Raw genomic sequence first — 19,033 nt, forward strand, 5'->3', positions numbered from 1 at the left:
GCCGATAGTCAAGGTGACCAAGCAGTCGGGGTTGAAAAGCTCTGGGGCCGCCCCCACCACTGTATTCAGCTCAACTAACGAACCTTTCTTTCCATGCATGCTATCAGCCAGATTCGACTAACATTCAATCAGGATCGCCCTGATTTACACGACGACGATTCAGCAGGCATTGCTGTACAGGAGGCTAAGCCTGCGTTACAGGCGCCGCCGATGTACAAGGTGGTTTTGTTCAATGATGACTACACACCGATGGATTTCGTCGTCGAAGTGCTCGAGGTGTTTTTTAACCTGAATCGCGAGCTGGCGACCAAGGTCATGCTGGCCGTTCACACAGAAGGACGGGCAGTATGTGGAGTGTTTACCCGCGACATCGCCGAGACCAAGGCCATGCAGGTCAACCAGTACGCCAGGGAAAGCCAGCATCCGCTACTCTGTGAAATCGAGAAGGACGGTTAACGCCGACCACTTGGGTATGAGGTGAAGCTATGTTAAACCGCGAGCTCGAAGTCACCCTCAATCTCGCCTTCAAGGAGGCGCGTTCGAAACGTCATGAATTCATGACCGTCGAACACCTCCTGTTGGCTCTATTGGATAATGAGGCGGCCGCCACCGTATTGCGTGCGTGCGGCGCAAACCTCGACAAACTCAAGCATGACCTGCAGGAGTTCATCGACTCCACCACGCCTTTGATCCCCCTTCATGACGAGGATCGCGAAACCCAGCCAACCCTGGGCTTCCAGCGTGTACTGCAACGTGCTGTCTTTCATGTACAGAGCTCGGGCAAACGCGAAGTGACTGGCGCCAACGTGCTGGTCGCAATCTTCAGTGAGCAAGAGAGTCAGGCAGTGTTCCTGCTGAAACAGCAGAGCGTTGCACGCATAGATGTCGTCAATTACATCGCTCATGGCATTTCGAAAGTGCCAGGGCATGGCGAACACTCTGAAGGTGAGCAAGATATGCAGGACGACGAGGGCGGTGAGTCTTCTTCTTCAGGCAATCCTCTGGATGCTTATGCCAGCAACCTCAACGAACTTGCACGCCAGGGCCGTATCGACCCGTTGGTAGGGCGTGAAATGGAAGTTGAGCGTGTCGCGCAGATTCTGGCGCGCCGGCGTAAAAACAATCCGTTGCTGGTCGGCGAGGCAGGCGTGGGTAAAACCGCAATTGCCGAAGGTCTGGCCAAGCGCATCGTCGACAATCAGGTACCTGATCTGTTGGCCAATAGCGTGGTTTATTCGCTCGATCTGGGCGCGTTGCTCGCTGGGACCAAGTACCGTGGCGATTTCGAGAAGCGCTTCAAGGCGTTGCTCAATGAGCTGAAAAAACGTCCACAGGCGATCCTGTTCATCGACGAGATCCACACCATTATTGGTGCGGGCGCTGCGTCCGGTGGCGTCATGGATGCTTCGAACCTGCTCAAGCCGCTGCTGTCGTCGGGTGATATCCGTTGCATCGGTTCGACCACGTTCCAGGAGTTCCGTGGAATCTTCGAGAAAGACCGTGCTCTGGCCCGGCGCTTCCAGAAGGTCGATGTGTCGGAGCCTTCGGTCGAAGACACCATTGGTATCCTGCGCGGTCTCAAGGGGCGTTTCGAACTCCATCACAATATCGAATACAGTGATGAAGCCCTGCGCGCCGCTGCCGAACTGGCATCGCGCTACATCAATGACCGGCACATGCCGGACAAGGCCATTGACGTTATCGACGAGGCGGGCGCCTATCAGCGTCTGCAGCCGATCGAGAAGCGTGTGAAACGCATCGAAGTGCCTCAGGTTGAGGACATCGTGGCGAAGATCGCGCGGATTCCGCCAAAACACGTCACCAGCTCCGACAAAGAGTTGCTGCGTAACCTTGAGCGCGATCTGAAGTTGACGGTGTTTGGCCAGGATGCGGCGATCGATTCCTTGTCGACCGCGATCAAGCTGTCCCGTGCGGGTCTGAAGTCGCCTGACAAGCCTGTCGGTTCGTTCCTGTTTGCCGGCCCTACGGGTGTCGGTAAAACCGAAGCGGCCCGGCAACTGGCCAAGGCGCTCGGGATCGAACTGGTTCGCTTCGACATGTCCGAATACATGGAGCGCCACACCGTTTCGCGCTTGATCGGTGCACCTCCAGGGTACGTCGGGTTTGATCAGGGCGGCCTGCTGACTGAAGCGATCACCAAGCAGCCTCACTGCGTGCTGTTGCTCGATGAAATCGAGAAGGCGCATCCGGAAGTCTTCAACCTGCTGTTGCAGGTCATGGATCACGGTACGCTTACCGATAACAACGGGCGCAAGGCGGATTTCCGTAACGTGATCGTCATCATGACGACCAACGCCGGTGCCGAAACCGCAGCTCGGGCTTCTATTGGCTTCACGCATCAGGATCACTCGTCCGACGCGATGGAAGTGATCAAGAAGAGCTTCACGCCGGAATTCCGTAACCGTCTGGACACCATTATCCAGTTTGGTCGCCTCAGTCACGAGGTCATCAAAAGCGTGGTGGACAAGTTCCTTACCGAACTGCAGGCGCAGCTGGAAGACAAGCGTGTACTGCTTGAGGTCACTGACGCTGCACGCAGTTGGCTGGCGGCCGGTGGTTATGATGCGACCATGGGTGCGCGACCAATGGCGCGCTTGATCCAGGACAAGATCAAGCGTCCGCTGGCGGAGGAGATTCTCTTTGGCGAACTGGCCGAGCATGGCGGTGTGGTGCACATCGACATCAAGGATGGCGAGTTGACCTTCGACTTTGAGACTACTGCTGAAATGGCCTGACGGTTGTTGCTGTTGCTTTAAAGCAGAAGGCGCCTGATGGCGCCTTTTTGCTGTCTGCGGGTTGGGGTTGGGGTTGGGGTTGGGTTTGGGGGTGTATATCCGTTGCTGCGGTAACGGCGGCTGGCGGTTTCGCTCTTACAGCGAGTCCCTTTTTCAAACGCCAAAAAGGAACCAAAAGGCTTCGCCCCAAGCGTACGGCACCTCGCCTAGGCTCGGCGTTCCCTCGTTACGGTATTCATCAGGAGGCATCGCCTACGGTCTGCTTCGCGACGACCTCCTCTCGATGTGTCCGGCTGCGCCGTACGGCGCTGCGCGCCAACCTCCTGATGAACACCTCCACTCGGCCTCCCGACGGGGCGGGTGGATCAAGATCAACAGCAAAGCACGGCGACCTTCCGGTCGGCCTGAGTGGTGAGAGCGCGGATCGTTCCCACGCTCAGCGTGGGGATGCATCCTGTGACGCTCTGCGTCACGATTCGTGAGCTGATGCAGGGCGTGGGAATGATCAAGTTCCCTGTGGGAGCAAGGCTGCCTGCGATGGCGGTCTGACTGTTGATCGGTTTTTGGTGGATGTACTCGAATTACATTGGGGCTACAAAACGCTTTGGCTTTGGCTTTGGCTTTGGCTTTGGCTTTGGCTTTGGCTTTGGCTTTTGATCTTGATCTGCTTTTGATCTTTCGCCCCATCGGCAGGCCGAGCGTAGGTGTCCATCAGGGGGTAGGCGCGTAGCGCCGTTCGACGAAGTCGAACACATCGAGAGGAGGTCGTCGCGAAGCAGACCGTAGGCGATGCCCCCTGATGGGCACCGTAGCGAGGGAACACCGAGCCCTGGCGAGGTGCCGTACGCCGGGGCGAAGCCTTTTGCTTACTTTTCGGCGTCTGGAAAAGTGAGTCGCTGTAAAAGCGAAACCGCCAGCAGCCCCAACCGCAGCAACGGATATGCCCCCAAAACTAAAGAAGCCATCAAACCCCAGACAAACAAAAACGCCCGGCAGAGCCGGGCGTTTTGTATTGACTTGATTAACGAGCGCGGTAAGTGATCCGCCCTTTGCTCAAATCATAGGGCGTCAGCTCGACGCGCACTTTGTCACCGGTAAGAATACGAATGTAATTCTTGCGCATCTTGCCGGAAATATGCGCGGTTACGACGTGCCCATTTTCCAACTCCACACGAAACATGGTGTTGGGCAGGGTGTCGACGACAGTGCCTTCCATTTCGAAGCTGTCTTCTTTCGACATGCAGTAAAGCCCTCGGTATCCAATGAATGGCCCGGTGCAACTGCGCCAGGCAAAAGCGGCGTGCATTGTGCCCGAAAAGTGGGGTTTAAGCCAAGGGCTTTAGGGCTGAACCTAGTTCAGTACCACCCAGCGCTGATTAATCAGCAGCTCTATGGGGCGATATTGGGTCTTGTAGTTCATTTTCTTGCAGTTTTTGATCCAGTATCCGAGGTAAACCGCGTCCAGTCCCAGGCGGCGGGCTTCGTTGATCTGCCAGAGAATCGCGTAACGCCCCAGGCTGCGGCGATCTTCTTCGGGCTCATAGAAGGTGTAGACCGCCGACAAGCCGTTGGGCAGCAGATCCGTCACGGCGACCGCCAGCAGACGGCCTTCGAGGCGGAACTCATAGAAACGCGAAAACGGCAGGTCGCGGACCAGAAAGGTCGAAAACTGATCGCGGCTGGGCGGGTACATGTCGCCATCGGCGTGGCGCTGTTCGATATAGCGTTGGTAAAGGTCGAAATATTCTTCGCTGAAACCCGGTTTGGCCGGGCGAACCTGCAGGTCGGCGTTGCGTTTGAAAATGCGTTTTTGCTGACGGTTTGGCGAAAACTGTGCAACCGGAATGCGCGCAGGCACACACGCATTGCAATTTTGGCAATGCGGCCGGTACAGGTGATCGCCACTGCGACGAAAACCCATTTCCGACAGGTCTGCATAGACATGCACATCCATGGGCTGGCTAGGGTCGAGGAACAGCGTGGTGGCCTGTTCATCGGGCAGATAGCTGCAAGAGTGGGGCTGAGTGGCATAGAACTTGAGGCGCGCCAACTCGGTCATGAATCAACCCTCGGGAATAGCTGTTCAATTAAGTGTAAGCCACGAGCGCAAAAGTCGCTCAGCAAACCCATGGGGCGCGGCAGGGTTGATCAAGGTGTTGCTGGAGATAGCCAGCAAACTCTCGGCGCGGGATCGCCCGGGCACCCAGACTGTGCAGATGACCGGTTGGCATCTGGCAGTCGATCAACACAAAACCGGCGTCCTTGAGGTGGTTGACCAGCGTGGCGAAGCCGACCTTGGAGGCGTTGTCTGCGCGGCTGAACATCGACTCACCGAAAAACAGCCGACCCATGGCCAGGCCATAGAGCCCGCCCACCAGCACCCCTTGGTCCCAGACCTCGACCGAGTGGGCGTATCCGCGAGCGTGCAGTTCCATGTAGGCGGTTTGCATCGCTTCGGTGATCCAGGTGCCATCGGCGTACTCCCGCGGAGCTGCGCAGGCGTGTATGACGGCCGGGAAGTCCTGATCGAACGTCACGTCGTAACGCTTTTGGCGCAACAGCTTGCCGAGGCTGCGAGAAATATGCAATTCGTCGGGAAACAATACGGTGCGTGGGTCCGGCGACCACCAGAGGATCGGTTGGCCCTCCGAAAACCACGGGAAACAACCGTGGCGGTAAGCCTGGATCAGCCGATCGGCGCTCAGGTCGCCGCCAGCGGCAAGCAGGCCGTTGGGGTCGCGCATGGCTTTTTCCAGCGGCGGGAATTTCAGGGAGTCGCGTTGTAACCAGGTCAGCATGGTATCCAGGCTTGCAGAAGGGGAGGGCAGCGGCAGGCATTGGCCTGCCGCAATGAATGTCTTATCAGTTGTCGTCCAGGTACTTCTCAGCGTCCAGTGCCGCCATGCAGCCGGCGCCCGCGGAAGTCACCGCCTGACGGTAGATGTGGTCGGCCACATCGCCGGCGGCAAACACCCCTTCGATCTCGGTGGCGGTGGCATTGCCTTCGCTGCCGCCCCGGACTCGCAGGTAGCCGTTATGCATCTCCAGCTGACCCTGGAACAGGTCGGTATTGGGTTTATGGCCGATGGCGATGAATACGCCGGTCAGCTCCAGGTCTTTCATCGCGCCGGTCAGGCTGTCGCGCAGGCGTGCACCGGTTACGCCGCTGGCATCGCCCAATACCTCTTCAAGGTTCTGGTTCCAGTGCAGGCGAATGTTGCCATTTTTGGCACGCTCGAACAGTTTGTCCTGAAGAATCTTCTCTGAGCGCAGTTTGTCGCGACGATGAATCAGATGCACTTCCTTGGCGATGTTGGCCAGGTACAGCGCTTCTTCAACGGCCGTGTTGCCACCGCCAATCACTGCGACCACCTGATTGCGGTAGAAAAAACCATCGCAGGTGGCACAGGCAGAAACGCCTTTGCCGGCGAAGGTTTCTTCAGAAGGCAGCCCCAGGTATTGTGCCGAAGCACCGGTCGCGATAATCAGTGCATCGCAGGTGTAGGTGCCGCTGTCGCCAGTGAGGCGAAACGGTCGCTGCTGCAACTCTGCGGTGTGAATGTGGTCGTAGACGATCTCGGTGTCGAAACGCTCGGCATGTTTTTGCATGCGTTCCATCAGCACCGGGCCGGTCAGGCCTTCAACATCGCCTGGCCAGTTGTCGACTTCAATGGTGGTGGTCAATTGACCGCCGGCTTGCAGGCCCGTAATAACGGTCGGCTTGAGGTTGGCGCGAGCGGCATAAACGGCGGCGCTGTAACCGGCAGGGCCGGAACCCAGAATGATCAGGCGTGAATGCTTAGCTTCGCTCATAAAAACACCTCATAAGCCTTTGTCACAAAAGAGAATGCATGCTCAAATTGAAGCGCGCGCAACATACTTTTGGCTATGCTACACCTTAGCTGCTCTGGCGTGGCATCGTGCGGGCAAACCCGTACAATGCCGGTCTGTATCAGGATGTTCCGAAATCTTCGTTATAAAAGATCGCTGTCTTCGGCATCTCCGACGGTTTCAGATTTCGATGTCAGAGTGTTAAAAGTAGTCTCTGTTGCGCCCGTTAACTTTGTTACCTGCCCGGAGTGGGCAGTTTTTTGTAGTCAATCAACAGTTGGACGCGCTACAGGCGCAGGAAAAGACGCGTTTTGAAGAAATCCACCGCAGCACCTAAAACAGTAGTTCCACTCTGGCGTCAGCATCTGCACTACCGGCTCAAGGAAGGTGCACTGATCGCCATCGGTGCCTTGTGCCTGTTCCTGATGATGGCCTTGCTGACCTATGGCAAGGACGATCCGGGCTGGAGTCATAACAGCAAAATCGACGATGTACAGAACTTCGGCGGTCCGGCCGGCTCCTACAGCGCCGATATCCTGTTCATGGTGCTGGGTTACTTCGCCTATATCTTCCCGCTGTTGCTGGCGATCAAGACTTACCAGATCTTCCGCCAGCGCCACGAACCGTGGCAGTGGAGCGGCTGGCTGTTTTCCTGGCGCCTGATAGGTCTGGTGTTTCTGGTGCTGTCGGGCGCAGCCCTGGCGCATATCCATTTCCACGCCCCGACCGGTTTGCCGGCCGGCGCCGGCGGTGCATTGGGTGAAAGCCTGGGCGATCTGGCAAAGAACGCGCTGAATATCCAGGGCAGCACCCTGATGTTCATCGCGCTGTTTTTGTTCGGCCTGACCGTGTTCACCGACCTCTCGTGGTTCAAGGTGATGGACGTCACCGGCAAGATCACCCTCGACCTGTTCGAACTGTTCCAGGGGGCTGCCAATCGCTGGTGGGCTGCGCGCACCGAACGCAAGCAACTGGTTGCACAATTGCGTGAAGTCGACGATCGGGTGCACGAAGTCGTGGCTCCGACCGTGACCGACAAGCGCGAGCAAGCCAAGGTCAAGGAACGCCTGATCGAGCGTGAGCAGGCCCTGAGCAAGCACATGTCCGAGCGCGAGAAGCAGGTTCCGCCGGTGATTGCTCCAGCACCGCCGAAAGCTCCGCCTCCAAGCAAACGCGTCGAAAAAGAGAAACAGGCGCCGCTGTTCGTTGACAGCGCGGTCGAAGGCACCTTGCCGCCGATCTCGATTCTCGATCCGGCAGAAAAGAAACAGCTCAACTATTCGCCTGAGTCGCTGGCTGCCGTTGGCCATTTGCTGGAAATCAAACTCAAGGAATTCGGCGTCGAAGTCTCGGTGGATTCGATTCACCCGGGCCCGGTGATTACCCGTTACGAAATTCAACCGGCGGCCGGGGTAAAAGTCAGCCGTATCTCCAACCTGGCCAAAGACCTTGCGCGCTCGCTGGCAGTGACCAGTGTGCGGGTGGTGGAAGTGATTCCCGGCAAGACCACAGTCGGCATCGAGATTCCCAACGAAGACCGGCAGATCGTGCGTTTCTCTGAAGTGCTGTCGACGCCGGAATACGATGACGCCAAGTCCCCGGTCACCCTGGCCCTGGGTCACGACATCGGCGGTAAGCCGATCATCGTCGACCTGGCAAAAATGCCTCACCTGCTGGTGGCCGGTACTACCGGTTCCGGTAAGTCGGTGGGCGTGAACGCGATGATTCTGTCGATTCTGTTCAAGTCGGGTCCGGAAGACGCCAAGCTGATTATGATCGACCCGAAAATGCTTGAATTGTCGATCTACGAAGGCATTCCGCACCTGCTGTGCCCGGTGGTTACCGACATGAAGGACGCTGCCAACGCGTTGCGCTGGAGCGTGGCCGAGATGGAGCGCCGCTACAAGCTGATGGCGAAGATGGGCGTGCGTAACCTGTCGGGTTTCAACCAGAAGGTCAGGGAGGCGCAGGAAGCCGGTACGCCGCTGACGGATCCGTTGTACAACCGCGAAAGCATTCACGACGAAGCTCCGCTGCTGACCAAGCTGCCAACTATCGTGGTGGTGGTCGACGAATTCGCCGACATGATGATGATCGTCGGCAAGAAGGTTGAAGAGCTGATCGCACGGATCGCCCAGAAAGCCCGTGCGGCCGGTATTCACTTGATCCTTGCGACCCAGCGTCCGTCGGTGGATGTGATCACCGGTCTGATCAAGGCCAACATTCCGACCCGTATGGCGTTCCAGGTATCGAGCAAGATCGACTCGCGAACCATCATCGACCAGGGTGGTGCCGAGCAGTTGCTGGGTCACGGTGACATGCTCTACATGCCACCGGGCACCAGTCTGCCGATTCGGGTTCACGGCGCGTTCGTTTCCGACGATGAAGTTCACCGGGTGGTTGAAGCCTGGAAACTGCGTGGTGCACCGGAGTACAACGACGACATCCTCAACGGTGTCGAAGAGGCGGGCAGTGGCTTTGAAGGCAGCAGCGGTGGCGGCGACGATGATGCGGAAACCGACGCGCTCTATGACGAAGCGGTGCAGTTCGTGCTGGAAAGCCGCCGCGCCTCGATCTCTGCGGTTCAGCGCAAGCTGAAGATCGGCTACAACCGCGCTGCGCGCATGATCGAAGCCATGGAAATGGCCGGGGTCGTGACCTCCATGAATACCAACGGCTCGCGCGAAGTGCTTGCACCAGGCCCTATGCGCGACTGACCGGTGCCGCGTGAAATCACGCGGCACGCCATTCAAACGAATATCAAAGAGGACTCCCATGCGTCTTATCCGCATGTTGCTGCTGCCGGTACTGGCTTTAACCACGCTTTCGGCTCACGCCGATGACAAGGACGTGGCGCGTCTGACTCAGTTGCTCGAAAAGTCGCAGACCCTGACCGCACGTTTCTCTCAGCTGACCCTCGACGGTAGCGGTACTCAGTTGCAGGAAACCGCTGGCGAAATGTCCTTGCAGCGTCCGGGCCTGTTCTACTGGCACACTGATGCACCGCAAGAACAGCTGATGGTGTCGGATGGCAAGAAGGTTTCCTTGTGGGACCCGGACCTGCAACAGGTCACCATCAAGAACCTTGATCAGCGCCTGACCCAGACTCCAGCATTGTTGCTGTCCGGTGATGTGTCGAAAATCAGCCAGAGCTTCGCCATTACGTCCAAGGAAGCCGGCGGCGTGATCGACTTCACGCTCAAGCCCAAGACCAAGGACACGCTGTTCGACAGCCTGCGCCTGTCGTTCCGCAACGGTATGGTCAATGACATGCAGATGATCGACAGCGTCGGTCAGCGCACCAACATCCTGTTCACCGGGGTCAAGGCCAACGAGCCGATTCCGGCCTCCAAGTTCAAGTTCGACATCCCCAAGGGTGCCGATGTGATTCAAGAATAAAGAGCAGCAGTAACCCAGTGCTGGGCATTCAAGGGAAGGTGCAGCACACACATAACCTGTGGCGAGGGAGCTTGCTCCCGCTGGGCTGCGTAGCAGTCCCATTTTTAGGGCCGCTTCGCGCCCCAGCGGGAGCAAGCTCCCTCGCCACAGGGTGTTCGCCAGACTTGAGAGCCACGTAATAATCCGAGGTTTTAACCCTACGTGATGGACCTGTTTCGCAGTGCCCCGATAGCTCAGCCGTTAGCCGCCCGTTTACGTGCGGCCAACCTGGAGGAGTATGTCGGTCAGGAACACCTGTTGGCCCGCGGCAAGCCGTTGCGCGAGGCGCTGGAGCAGGGTGCCTTGCACTCGATGATTTTCTGGGGGCCGCCGGGCGTGGGTAAAACCACCCTGGCACGACTGCTCGCGGAAGTCTCGGATGCGCACTTCGAAACGGTCTCGGCGGTGCTGGCCGGGGTCAAGGAGATCCGCCAGGCGGTGGAAGTCGCCAAGCAGCAGGCCGGGCAATATGGCCGCCGAACCATTCTGTTCGTCGACGAAGTCCATCGCTTCAACAAGTCGCAACAAGATGCCTTTCTGCCATACGTCGAAGACGGCACGCTGATTTTCATTGGCGCGACCACCGAAAACCCGTCGTTTGAACTGAACAACGCACTGCTGTCCCGTGCGCGCGTCTACGTGCTCAAGAGCCTCGACGAAACCGCGCTGCACAAACTGGTGCAGCGGGCGTTGACCGAAGAGCGCGGCCTGGGCAAGCGTCAGTTAAGCCTCGGCGATGACGGTTTTAAGATGCTGCTCAGCGCCGCTGACGGTGACGGCCGGCGTCTGCTGAACTTGCTGGAGAACGCCTCCGACCTGGCCGAAGACGGCACGGAAATCGGCGTCGAGCTGCTGCAAAGCCTGCTTGGCGACACCCGGCGACGTTTCGACAAGGGCGGCGAAGCGTTTTACGACCAGATCTCTGCGCTGCACAAATCGGTGCGTGGTTCCAATCCGGACGGCGCACTGTACTGGTTCGCGCGCATGCTCGACGGTGGCTGCGATCCGTTGTACCTGGCCCGGCGCGTAGTGCGCATGGCCAGCGAAGACATCGGCAATGCCGATCCGCGCGCTTTGAGCCTGTGCCTGGCGGCGTGGGATGTGCAGGAGCGGCTGGGCAGCCCCGAAGGTGAGTTGGCGGTCGCGCAAGCGATTACCTATCTGGCTTGTGCGCCGAAAAGCAACGCGGTTTATATGGGCTTCAAAGCCGCCATGCGCAGCGCTGCCGAGCATGGCTCGCTGGAAGTCCCGCTGCATTTGCGCAATGCCCCGACCAAGTTGATGAAACAACTCGGTTACGGCGACGAATACCGTTACGCCCACGACGAACCGGACGCTTACGCGGCCGGCGAAGATTATTTCCCGGAGGAACTGGAGCCGCAGTCGTTCTATCGTCCGGTACCACGTGGCCTCGAATTGAAGATCGGCGAGAAGCTCAATCATCTCGCCCAGCTGGACCGCCTGAGTCCCAAACAGCGGAGAAAACCTTGATTCCCTTGATCGTTGCGGTCTCCGTCGGCGGTATTGCCGGCACCTTATTACGTTTCGCTACCGGCAATTGGATCAACGCGAATTGGCCGCGGCACTTCTATACCGCTACGCTGACCGTTAATATCGTTGGCTGCCTGTTGATCGGCTTTTTGTACGGCCTGTTTATGTTGCGCCCGGAAGTGCCGATTGAGGTGCGTGCCGGGTTGATGGTGGGCTTCCTTGGTGGCCTGACGACTTTTTCATCCTTTTCACTGGATACGGTGCGCTTGCTCGAAAGCGGGCAAGTACCGCTGGCCCTGGGCTACGCGGCAATCAGCGTATTCGGCGGGCTGCTCGCGACGTGGGCTGGCCTATCCTTGACCAAACTTTGATAAACGAGAGACCGACATGCTCGATTCCAAACTGTTACGTAGCAACCTTCAGGACGTAGCGGACCGCCTGGCATCCCGCGGCTTCAGCCTGGATGTTGCGCGCATCGAAGCGCTGGAAGAACAGCGCAAGACCGTCCAGACCCGCACTGAAGCACTGCAGGCTGAACGTAATGCGCGCTCCAAATCCATCGGTCAGGCCAAGCAGCGCGGGGAAGACATCGCGCCGTTGATGGCAGACGTCGAGCGCATGGCGAACGAGCTCGGTATCGGCAAAGTCGAGCTGGACGAGATCCAGACCGAACTGGACTCGATCCTGCTGAACATTCCTAACCTGCCACACGAGTCGGTGCCGATTGGTTCCGACGAAGACGGTAACGTCGAAGTGCGCCGTTGGGGCACGCCGACCACCTTCGACTTCGAGATCAAGGATCACGTCGCGCTGGGCGAGAAGTTCGGCTGGCTGGACTTTGAAACCGCGGCCAAGCTGTCCGGTGCCCGTTTCTCCCTGCTGCGTGGGCCGATTGCCCGCCTGCACCGCGCACTGGCGCAGTTCATGATCAACCTGCACACCACCGAGCATGGCTATGAAGAGGCTTACACGCCTTATCTGGTTCAGGCGCCGGCCTTGCAGGGCACCGGTCAACTGCCGAAGTTCGAGGAAGACCTGTTCAAGATCAGCCGCGAAGGCGAAGCCGATCTGTACCTGATCCCGACCGCGGAAGTGTCGCTGACCAACATCGTGGCTGGCGAAATCATCGACGCCAAACAGCTGCCGATCAAGTTCGTCGCCCACACCCCGTGCTTCCGCAGCGAAGCCGGTGCGTCGGGGCGTGACACCCGCGGGATGATTCGTCAGCACCAGTTCGACAAGGTCGAAATGGTCCAGATCGTTGAGCCATCGACTTCGATGCAAGCGCTGGAAAGCCTGACCGCCAACGCCGAGAAAGTCCTGCAACTGCTCGAACTGCCATACCGTACCCTGGCCCTGTGCACCGGCGACATGGGCTTCAGCGCGGTCAAGACCTACGACCTGGAAGTGTGGGTTCCGAGCCAGGGCAAATACCGTGAAATTTCGTCGTGCTCCAACTGCGGCGATTTCCAGGCCCGTCGCATGCAAGCACGTTTCCGTAACCCGGAAACCGGCAAGCCTGAGCTGGTCCACACCCTGAACGGTTCCGGTCTGGCGGTCGGTCGTACCCTGGTGGCGGTGCTGGAGAACTATCAGCAGGCCGACGGTTCGATCCGCGTGCCAGCCGTGCTCAAGCCGTACATGGGCGGCCTTGAGGTCATCGGCTAAATGGAATTTCTGCCGCTGTTTCACAACCTGCGCGGCAGTCGTGTGTTGGTCGTCGGTGGAGGGGAGATTGCCTTGCGCAAATCCCGTCTGCTGGCCGACGCCGGCGCGCTGCTGCGGGTCGTTGCACCTGAGATCGAAGCCCAGTTGAGTGAGCTGGTGCAGAGCAGTGGCGGCGAGTTGGTGTTGCGCGGCTACCGTGAGTCGGACCTCGACGGCTGCGGGCTGATCATTGCCGCTACCGACGACGAACCGCTGAATGCGCAAGTCTCCAAAGATGCTCATCGGCGCTGCGTGCCGGTCAACGTGGTGGACGCGCCGGCCTTGTGCAGCGTGATCTTCCCGGCGATCGTCGACCGTTCGCCATTGGTGATTGCGGTTTCCAGCGGCGGCGATGCGCCGGTGCTGGCGCGGTTGATCCGCGCCAAACTGGAAACCTGGATTCCTTCGACTTATGGTCAGCTGGCCGGGTTGGCGGCGCGCTTTCGCAACCAGGTCAAAGGTCTGTTCCCGGATGTGCAGCAGCGTCGGGCATTCTGGGAAGAGGTGTTCCAGGGGCCGATCGCGGATCGTCAACTGGCCGGGCAGGGCGCTGAAGCCGAACGTTTGCTGCTGGCGAAAATCAACGGCCAATCCCCCAACGCTCCGGGTGAGGTGTATCTGGTCGGCGCGGGGCCGGGTGATCCGGATCTACTGACATTCCGCGCCTTGCGGCTGATGCAGCAAGCCGATGTGGTGCTGTATGACCGTCTGGTGGCACCGGCGATTCTTGAACTGTGCCGTCGTGATGCCGAGCGGATCTATGTCGGCAAGCGACGTGCCGATCACGCGGTGCCTCAGGATCAGATCAACCAGCAATTGGTCGACCTGGCCAAGCAGGGTAAGCGTGTCGTGCGGTTGAAGGGCGGTGATCCGTTCATCTTTGGTCGTGGTGGCGAAGAGATCGAAGAACTGGCGGCCCATGGCATTCCGTTCCAGGTCGTGCCGGGCATTACCGCCGCCAGCGGTTGCGCGGCCTACGCCGGAATTCCGTTGACCCACCGTGATTACGCGCAGTCGGTGCGTTTTATCACCGGCCACCTGAAGGACGGCACCTCGGATCTGCCGTGGAGCGATCTGGTCGCGCCCGCGCAAACCCTGGTGTTTTACATGGGGCTGGTGGGACTGCCGATCATCTGCGAAGAATTGATCAGGCATGGTCGTTCGGCGGACACACCGGCGGCGTTGATCCAGCAGGGCACGACGCCGAATCAGCGGGTTTTCACCGGCACGCTGGCCAACCTTCCACAGCTGGTGGCGGAGCATGAAGTGCATGCGCCGACCTTGGTGATCGTGGGAGAAGTGGTGCAACTTCGCGAGAAACTCGCATGGTTTGAAGGCGCCCAGTCGCAAGTCTGAACACTGTGGCGAGGGGGCTTGTCGGAACGCCGCACCGCCCCGCTGGGGCGCGTAGCGGCCCTAAAACCAATGACCGCGGTCTTACTGATAGACCGCACTCTCCGGTTTTGCGGCTGCTTCGCAACCGAGCGGGGCGGTGCGGCGTTCCGACAAGCCCCCTCGCCACAATTGATCGTTGTCACGGCCGGGTTTCAGTTCAGCACCTAGGCCTTGCGCCAAACCCCTTTCCCGCTCAACCGCTCCCGATCATGTGCGATGGTGAAATCCTGCGCCGGTCCCTTCGGCACAATGCCGGTCGGATTGATCGTGCGATGGCTCGCGTAGTAATGCCCCTTGATATGGGCAAAGTCCACGGTGTCGGCAATCCCTGGCCACTGATACAGCTCGCGTAGCCAGTTCGACAGGTTCGGGTAATCGGCGATCCGCCGCAGGTTGCACTTGAAGTGGCTGTAATACACCGCGTCGAAGCGAATCAGCGTGGTGAATAGGCGAATGTCCGCCTCGGTCAGGTATTCACCCGCCAGATAGCGCTTCTGGCCCAGTCGGTTTTCCAGCCAGTCGAGCTCACTGAACAACTCATCAAACGCCTCTTCATAGGCTGTTTGCGAGGTGGCAAACCCGGCGCGATACACGCCGTTGTTCACCGCTGGATAAATCCGTGCATTCAGCTCATCGATTTCAGCGCGTAAAGGTTGCGGGTAGAAGTCCAGGCCATTGCCGGTCAGACCGTCGAAGGCGCTGTTGAACATGCGGATGATTTCCGCCGATTCGTTGCTGACGATGCGTTTTTGCAGGTTATCCCACAGCACTGGCACCGTTACGCGGCCGGTGTAGTCGGCAGTATCGGCAGTGTAGCGCTGGTGCATGAATGTGAGGTGGTCGAGCTTGTCGCCAGTGGAGCCGAAGGCTTTGTCGAAGGTCCAGCCGTTTTCCAGCATCAGCCAGCTGACCACCGACACATCGACCAGGCCTTCCAGGCCTTTGAGCTTGCGCAGAATCAGCGTGCGATGCGCCCAGGGACAGGCGAGCGAGACATAGAGGTGATAACGGCCGGCTTGTGCAGGAAAGCCGCCTTCGCCGCTGGGGCCGGGTTTGCCGTCGGCGGTCAGCCAGTTACGGCGCTGCGCTTGTTCGCGCTGGAACGCGCCGTCCTTGCTGCTTTCGTACCACTGATCACGCCATTGCCCTTCAATCAGCAAACCCATCTTGAACTCCAAAGTCGTTAAATGTTGGAGTTGAGTCTATTCCGATCCCTTCGAACAAAAAGCGCAAAGGTTGAGCGTTTATGATCGATTAAATAGATTTGTTGCGAGCATCCCAGAACTGCTGAGCCTTGACGAAGGCTTCATCACGCGGCGTCCCGAGGCCGCGCAAAGCCAGGGCCATGGTCGAAATCAGCGCCATTTGCGGATAGCTGTCGACCACGTCGCCGCGCCATACGGCTTTCAGGTGTTCAGGGTCCAGGCTCGCCGGTTTGACGTGACGTTGCGCCGATAGCTGTGGCCATTCCTCATCCCAGCTCTCACCGCCAGTGGTGCCGTACAAGTGACTATCGGCATCCGGGTTGATCTCGATCTCACCGCCATCGCCCTTGATCACGATCGCGTTATCGCCCAGCAAGCCGCTGGCGTCGCGGTGCACGCCCTGATAGCCGGGGTGGAAGATGCTTTGCAGGCCGCAGCGCGCACCCAACGGGTTGAGAATCCGTGCCAGCGAGTGGATCGGCGAACGCAGGCCGAGGGTGTTGCGCAGGTCGATCATCCGTTGCAGTTGCGGCGCCCAGTCGCCCAGCGGGATAAACGCCAGGTTGCCTTGCTCCAGCGCCTCACCCACTTGTTGCCAGTTACGGCACAGCGGGATCTGCAATTGCTCGAGTAGTTGCTCGCTGTACAGACGCCCGGCGGTATGCGCGCCGCCGCCGTGCATCAGGATCCGCACACCGTTTTGCGCCAGGCACTTGGCCGCTAGCAGGTACCACGGCAGGTGGCGCTTCTTGCCGGCGTAGGTTGGCCAGTCCAGATCGACACCCAGCGCTGGCGCGTTCAACCGCTCGCGCAAGGCTTCGGTGAAACCTGCCAGCTCTTCCGGGCTTTCTTCCTTGTGCCGCAACAGCATCAGGAAGGCACCGAGTTGAGTGTCCTCGACCTTGTCGTCGAGCAGCATGCCCATGGCCTCGCGGGCCTCTTCGCGGGTCAGGCTGCGGGCGCCGCGTTTGCCTTTGCCGAGAATCCGCACGAACTGCGCGAAAGGGTGTTCGGCAGGTGTTTCAGTGATCAGTGGGGCGAAATCGGTCATAGACAATTCGTCGGTTTGGGCAGGCCCGCCAGCTTGGCGGCAAGTTTGGCGGGAGTGCCTTTGAACAATCGGTTCAGGTGCAGGCTGTTGCCCTTGTCCGGGCCCAGCTTCAGCGCGGTGTATTTGATCAACGGGCGAGTGGCCGGCGACAGCTGGAACTCCTGATAAAACCCACGCAGCAGCTCAAGGATTTCCCAGTGTTCGGGGCTCAGCTCAAGTTCTTCGGCGGCCGCCAGCGCGGTGGCGACTTCGGCGGACCAGTCACCCAGATCAACCAGGTAACCGTCCTTGTCCAGATCGATGCGACGAGCGCCTACGGTGAGCGAATTCATAACCAGCTGTTGACCTTGTCGTAGTGAATCGACAGTTCGACAAAGGCCGGATAGTCGACGCTTTTGACCCAGTCGGGCACTTGCAGGCCGCGAGCCTGAACATCTTCGTCGAGGACGAACAGGCGTAAGGTTTCGCTGCGTGCTTGCAGTGCACAGAGTGGCGCGGTGCCGGGCTGCAAGGCGTAGACCGCATCGCCACTGAGCAAAACGGCATCGCTCGCACCCAGCACGCGCAGGCAACTGGTCAGCCGGTTATCGGTAAACGGCGAGTGAGACAACACATGCAAAGTCGACATCAGAGGGTGATCACTTGGTCATAACGGTCAATAACAGCCGAGATTTGCTCAGCAGCCAGCACCTGCAACGGGTCGAGGCTCAAGGCCGTCGGCACCAGGCCGCGTGCGGTTGCGCTGTCGCCACACACGTACAGGTCTTCTATACCAAACAACCCAAGCGCCTGCAGGTTGGCGCTGAGGTCTTTTTGTTGCACGGCTTTGGCGTCCTGCCCGGTGGCGAGCTGGAACACGCCGTCATCGAGAAACAGCAGGCCGATCGGCAAATCGAAGGCGCCGCCGGCGAGTACGATATCCAGCGCTTCACGGGCGCTTGGGCCAGACCAGGGTGCCTGCCGGCTGATAATCAGCAAGGATTTAGGCATGTTTCATGGCCCTCCAAAACAGATCAGGCGATCGGCATCTTGCACCGCATCGTGCAACTGCCCGAGCCCGGACAATTCCCACGGTGCGCTGACATTGATTGCCGTGCGCTGATAACGCCTGGCTTCTGCTTCATCCAGCACACCGCGACGCAAGGCTGCAGCAATACACACTACGCCGTCGAGTTGGTGCTCGCTGACGAAGTTGCGCCATTGCAGTGCCAGGTCCTGCTCATCCTGTGGCGTAACGACGTTGCTCGACGCGTTGTAAACGCCGTCCTGGTAGAAAAACAGCCGCACGATCTCGTGCCCACCGGCCAGCGCTGCCTGAGCAAACAGCAGGGCGCGGCGCGAGGAGGGCGCATGTGCGGCGGAAAACAGCGCAATGGCGAACTTCATGGTGAACTCTGACAACAAATCTGCGGCCATGATAAAGCTTTATCGCCGGTGCGGCGAAGGGCGATTCAGCGCGGCATATAGCCCATCTGCCAGCGCCGCGGAATCTTCAGTGAAATAGCGCCGAGCACGCCGGCCAGCAGACCGCTGGCATACAGGGCTTGCAGGCCGAGATGGTGTTCGAGCACTGCGCCCAGGACGGCGCCGGCAAACATGCCGGTCCAGGGGATCAGTTGCACCCGCCAGCCATTGCGGCGTTCGCCGAGCAACCAGCGTCCCAGACCGCGCCCAAAGCGTGACAGGGCACCGGTGACATAGGTCAACCCGACCGGAAAGCCGTTGACCTGTTCGACGGCGGCGTTGAGCATCCCCATGGCGATGACCGCTGCCAGCAACGCCGGAAATTTAGCCTCGAATGGCCATGCAGCGGCGCCGCACAACAGGGCAGCGACGCACAGCATCAAGGGCAGGGCGCGTCGGCCGCTGAATCGGCTGACTACAATGCCCAAGGCGTTACCGACGACAAACATGGCGACCAGCACCAGCAACCGCAAGGTCATGCCCAGATCTGCGCCGCTGATCGCTACCGCCAGGCGAGTGGTGTTGCCGCTCATGAAGGAGACGAAGTCGCCGGTGGCCATAAAGCCGATAGCGTCGGTCATGCCAGCCAGCACTGACAGGCTCGCCACCAGCAACATACCGATCCGGCCGCGCCATTTCTGCACATGCAACAGACCCGGTGTATGGGCGCGATTAGGTGAAGACGGCAGCATTCG

Annotated in this window: 19 protein-coding genes; 8 read left to right on the forward strand and 11 right to left on the reverse strand. The window is 59.3% G+C overall.

The window, feature by feature from the left end:
* The first annotated feature begins 93 nt into the window (after positions 1–93).
* Together clpS and clpA are read left to right on the forward strand one after the other, a co-directional pair.
* The gene (clpS, locus tag KRR23_RS05205; RefSeq protein ID WP_015094394.1) at positions 94–456 is read left to right on the forward strand and encodes an ATP-dependent Clp protease adapter ClpS; all 363 of its coding nucleotides are present in this window, start codon (positions 94–96) and stop codon (positions 454–456) included.
* Between the two features lie 29 nt (positions 457–485).
* The gene (clpA, locus tag KRR23_RS05210; RefSeq protein ID WP_054597844.1) at positions 486–2,756 is read left to right on the forward strand and encodes an ATP-dependent Clp protease ATP-binding subunit ClpA; all 2,271 of its coding nucleotides are present in this window, start codon (positions 486–488) and stop codon (positions 2,754–2,756) included.
* Positions 2,757–3,777: 1,021 nt separating this feature from the next.
* Here clpA and infA read toward each other — a convergent pair.
* From infA to trxB, 4 genes are all read right to left on the reverse strand, one after another.
* Positions 3,778–3,996, reverse strand: a complete 219-nt coding sequence (gene infA, locus KRR23_RS05215; protein WP_002553999.1) for a translation initiation factor IF-1 — start codon at positions 3,994–3,996, stop codon at positions 3,778–3,780.
* 111 nt (positions 3,997–4,107) lie between these two features.
* Positions 4,108–4,815 (reverse strand): arginyltransferase, encoded by a 708-nt coding sequence (locus tag KRR23_RS05220; protein WP_123583605.1) that lies wholly within the window; start codon positions 4,813–4,815, stop codon positions 4,108–4,110.
* 58 nt (positions 4,816–4,873) lie between these two features.
* Complete coding sequence (gene aat, locus KRR23_RS05225) at positions 4,874–5,554, reverse strand: leucyl/phenylalanyl-tRNA--protein transferase (RefSeq protein WP_216741630.1); 681 nt, start codon at positions 5,552–5,554, stop codon at positions 4,874–4,876.
* Between the two features lie 64 nt (positions 5,555–5,618).
* Positions 5,619–6,569, reverse strand: coding sequence for a thioredoxin-disulfide reductase (gene trxB / locus KRR23_RS05230; protein WP_216741631.1), 951 nt, complete (start codon positions 6,567–6,569; stop codon positions 5,619–5,621).
* Between the two features lie 329 nt (positions 6,570–6,898).
* On the opposite strand from trxB, the gene ftsK reads away from it, so the two are divergent.
* The 6 genes from ftsK to cysG all read left to right on the forward strand — a co-directional run bounded on the left by ftsK (position 6,899) and on the right by cysG (position 14,579).
* The gene (gene ftsK, locus KRR23_RS05235) at positions 6,899–9,304 is read left to right on the forward strand and encodes a DNA translocase FtsK (RefSeq protein ID WP_103316443.1); all 2,406 of its coding nucleotides are present in this window, start codon (positions 6,899–6,901) and stop codon (positions 9,302–9,304) included.
* A gap of 58 nt (positions 9,305–9,362) precedes the next feature.
* Positions 9,363–9,986, forward strand: coding sequence for an outer membrane lipoprotein chaperone LolA (gene lolA, locus KRR23_RS05240; protein WP_019689841.1), 624 nt, complete (start codon positions 9,363–9,365; stop codon positions 9,984–9,986).
* A 204-nt stretch (positions 9,987–10,190) separates the two neighbouring features.
* A complete protein-coding gene (locus KRR23_RS05245) occupies positions 10,191–11,516 on the forward strand; it encodes a replication-associated recombination protein A (protein WP_216741780.1) in 1,326 nt (441 codons plus the stop codon).
* Complete coding sequence (gene crcB / locus KRR23_RS05250; RefSeq protein ID WP_216741632.1) at positions 11,513–11,887, forward strand: fluoride efflux transporter CrcB; 375 nt, start codon at positions 11,513–11,515, stop codon at positions 11,885–11,887. Before KRR23_RS05245 ends, crcB begins: the two co-directional genes overlap by 4 nt.
* Before the next feature lie 16 nt (positions 11,888–11,903).
* Entirely contained in the window at positions 11,904–13,184 is a 1,281-nt protein-coding gene (serS, locus tag KRR23_RS05255; protein WP_216741633.1) for a serine--tRNA ligase, read from the forward strand.
* Positions 13,185–14,579 (forward strand): siroheme synthase CysG, encoded by a 1,395-nt coding sequence (gene cysG, locus KRR23_RS05260; RefSeq protein ID WP_216741634.1) that lies wholly within the window; start codon positions 13,185–13,187, stop codon positions 14,577–14,579.
* 203 nt (positions 14,580–14,782) lie between these two features.
* Here the strand turns inward: cysG and KRR23_RS05265 are convergent, their stop codons facing one another.
* The 7 genes from KRR23_RS05265 to KRR23_RS05295 form a co-directional block, all read right to left on the reverse strand.
* Positions 14,783–15,784, reverse strand: coding sequence for a glutathione S-transferase family protein (locus KRR23_RS05265; RefSeq protein ID WP_216741635.1), 1,002 nt, complete (start codon positions 15,782–15,784; stop codon positions 14,783–14,785).
* 88 nt (positions 15,785–15,872) lie between these two features.
* A complete protein-coding gene (locus KRR23_RS05270; RefSeq protein ID WP_216741781.1) occupies positions 15,873–16,856 on the reverse strand; it encodes a glycosyl transferase family protein in 984 nt (327 codons plus the stop codon).
* Between the two features lie 14 nt (positions 16,857–16,870).
* Positions 16,871–17,206, reverse strand: coding sequence for a TusE/DsrC/DsvC family sulfur relay protein (locus KRR23_RS05275; RefSeq protein WP_054597834.1), 336 nt, complete (start codon positions 17,204–17,206; stop codon positions 16,871–16,873).
* Positions 17,203–17,502: a sulfurtransferase complex subunit TusB gene (tusB, locus tag KRR23_RS05280; protein ID WP_216741636.1), complete on the reverse strand. Its 300-nt coding sequence runs from the start codon at positions 17,500–17,502 to the stop codon at positions 17,203–17,205. Before tusB ends, KRR23_RS05275 begins: the two co-directional genes overlap by 4 nt.
* Positions 17,502–17,864 carry a sulfurtransferase complex subunit TusC gene (tusC, locus tag KRR23_RS05285; protein WP_216741637.1) on the reverse strand — a complete coding sequence of 121 codons (363 nt, stop codon included), beginning with the start codon at positions 17,862–17,864 and terminating at the stop codon, positions 17,502–17,504. The genes tusB and tusC overlap by 1 nt, the downstream gene beginning before the upstream one ends.
* A gap of 3 nt (positions 17,865–17,867) precedes the next feature.
* Positions 17,868–18,260, reverse strand: a complete 393-nt coding sequence (gene tusD, locus KRR23_RS05290) for a sulfurtransferase complex subunit TusD (protein ID WP_024264676.1) — start codon at positions 18,258–18,260, stop codon at positions 17,868–17,870.
* A gap of 65 nt (positions 18,261–18,325) precedes the next feature.
* Positions 18,326–19,030: a YoaK family protein gene (locus KRR23_RS05295; protein ID WP_216741638.1), complete on the reverse strand. Its 705-nt coding sequence runs from the start codon at positions 19,028–19,030 to the stop codon at positions 18,326–18,328.
* Between the last annotated feature and the right edge of the window lie 3 nt (positions 19,031–19,033).

Source organism: Pseudomonas sp. CVAP#3, assembly GCF_018986375.1.
Classification (GTDB): domain Bacteria; phylum Pseudomonadota; class Gammaproteobacteria; order Pseudomonadales; family Pseudomonadaceae; genus Aquipseudomonas; species Aquipseudomonas helvetica.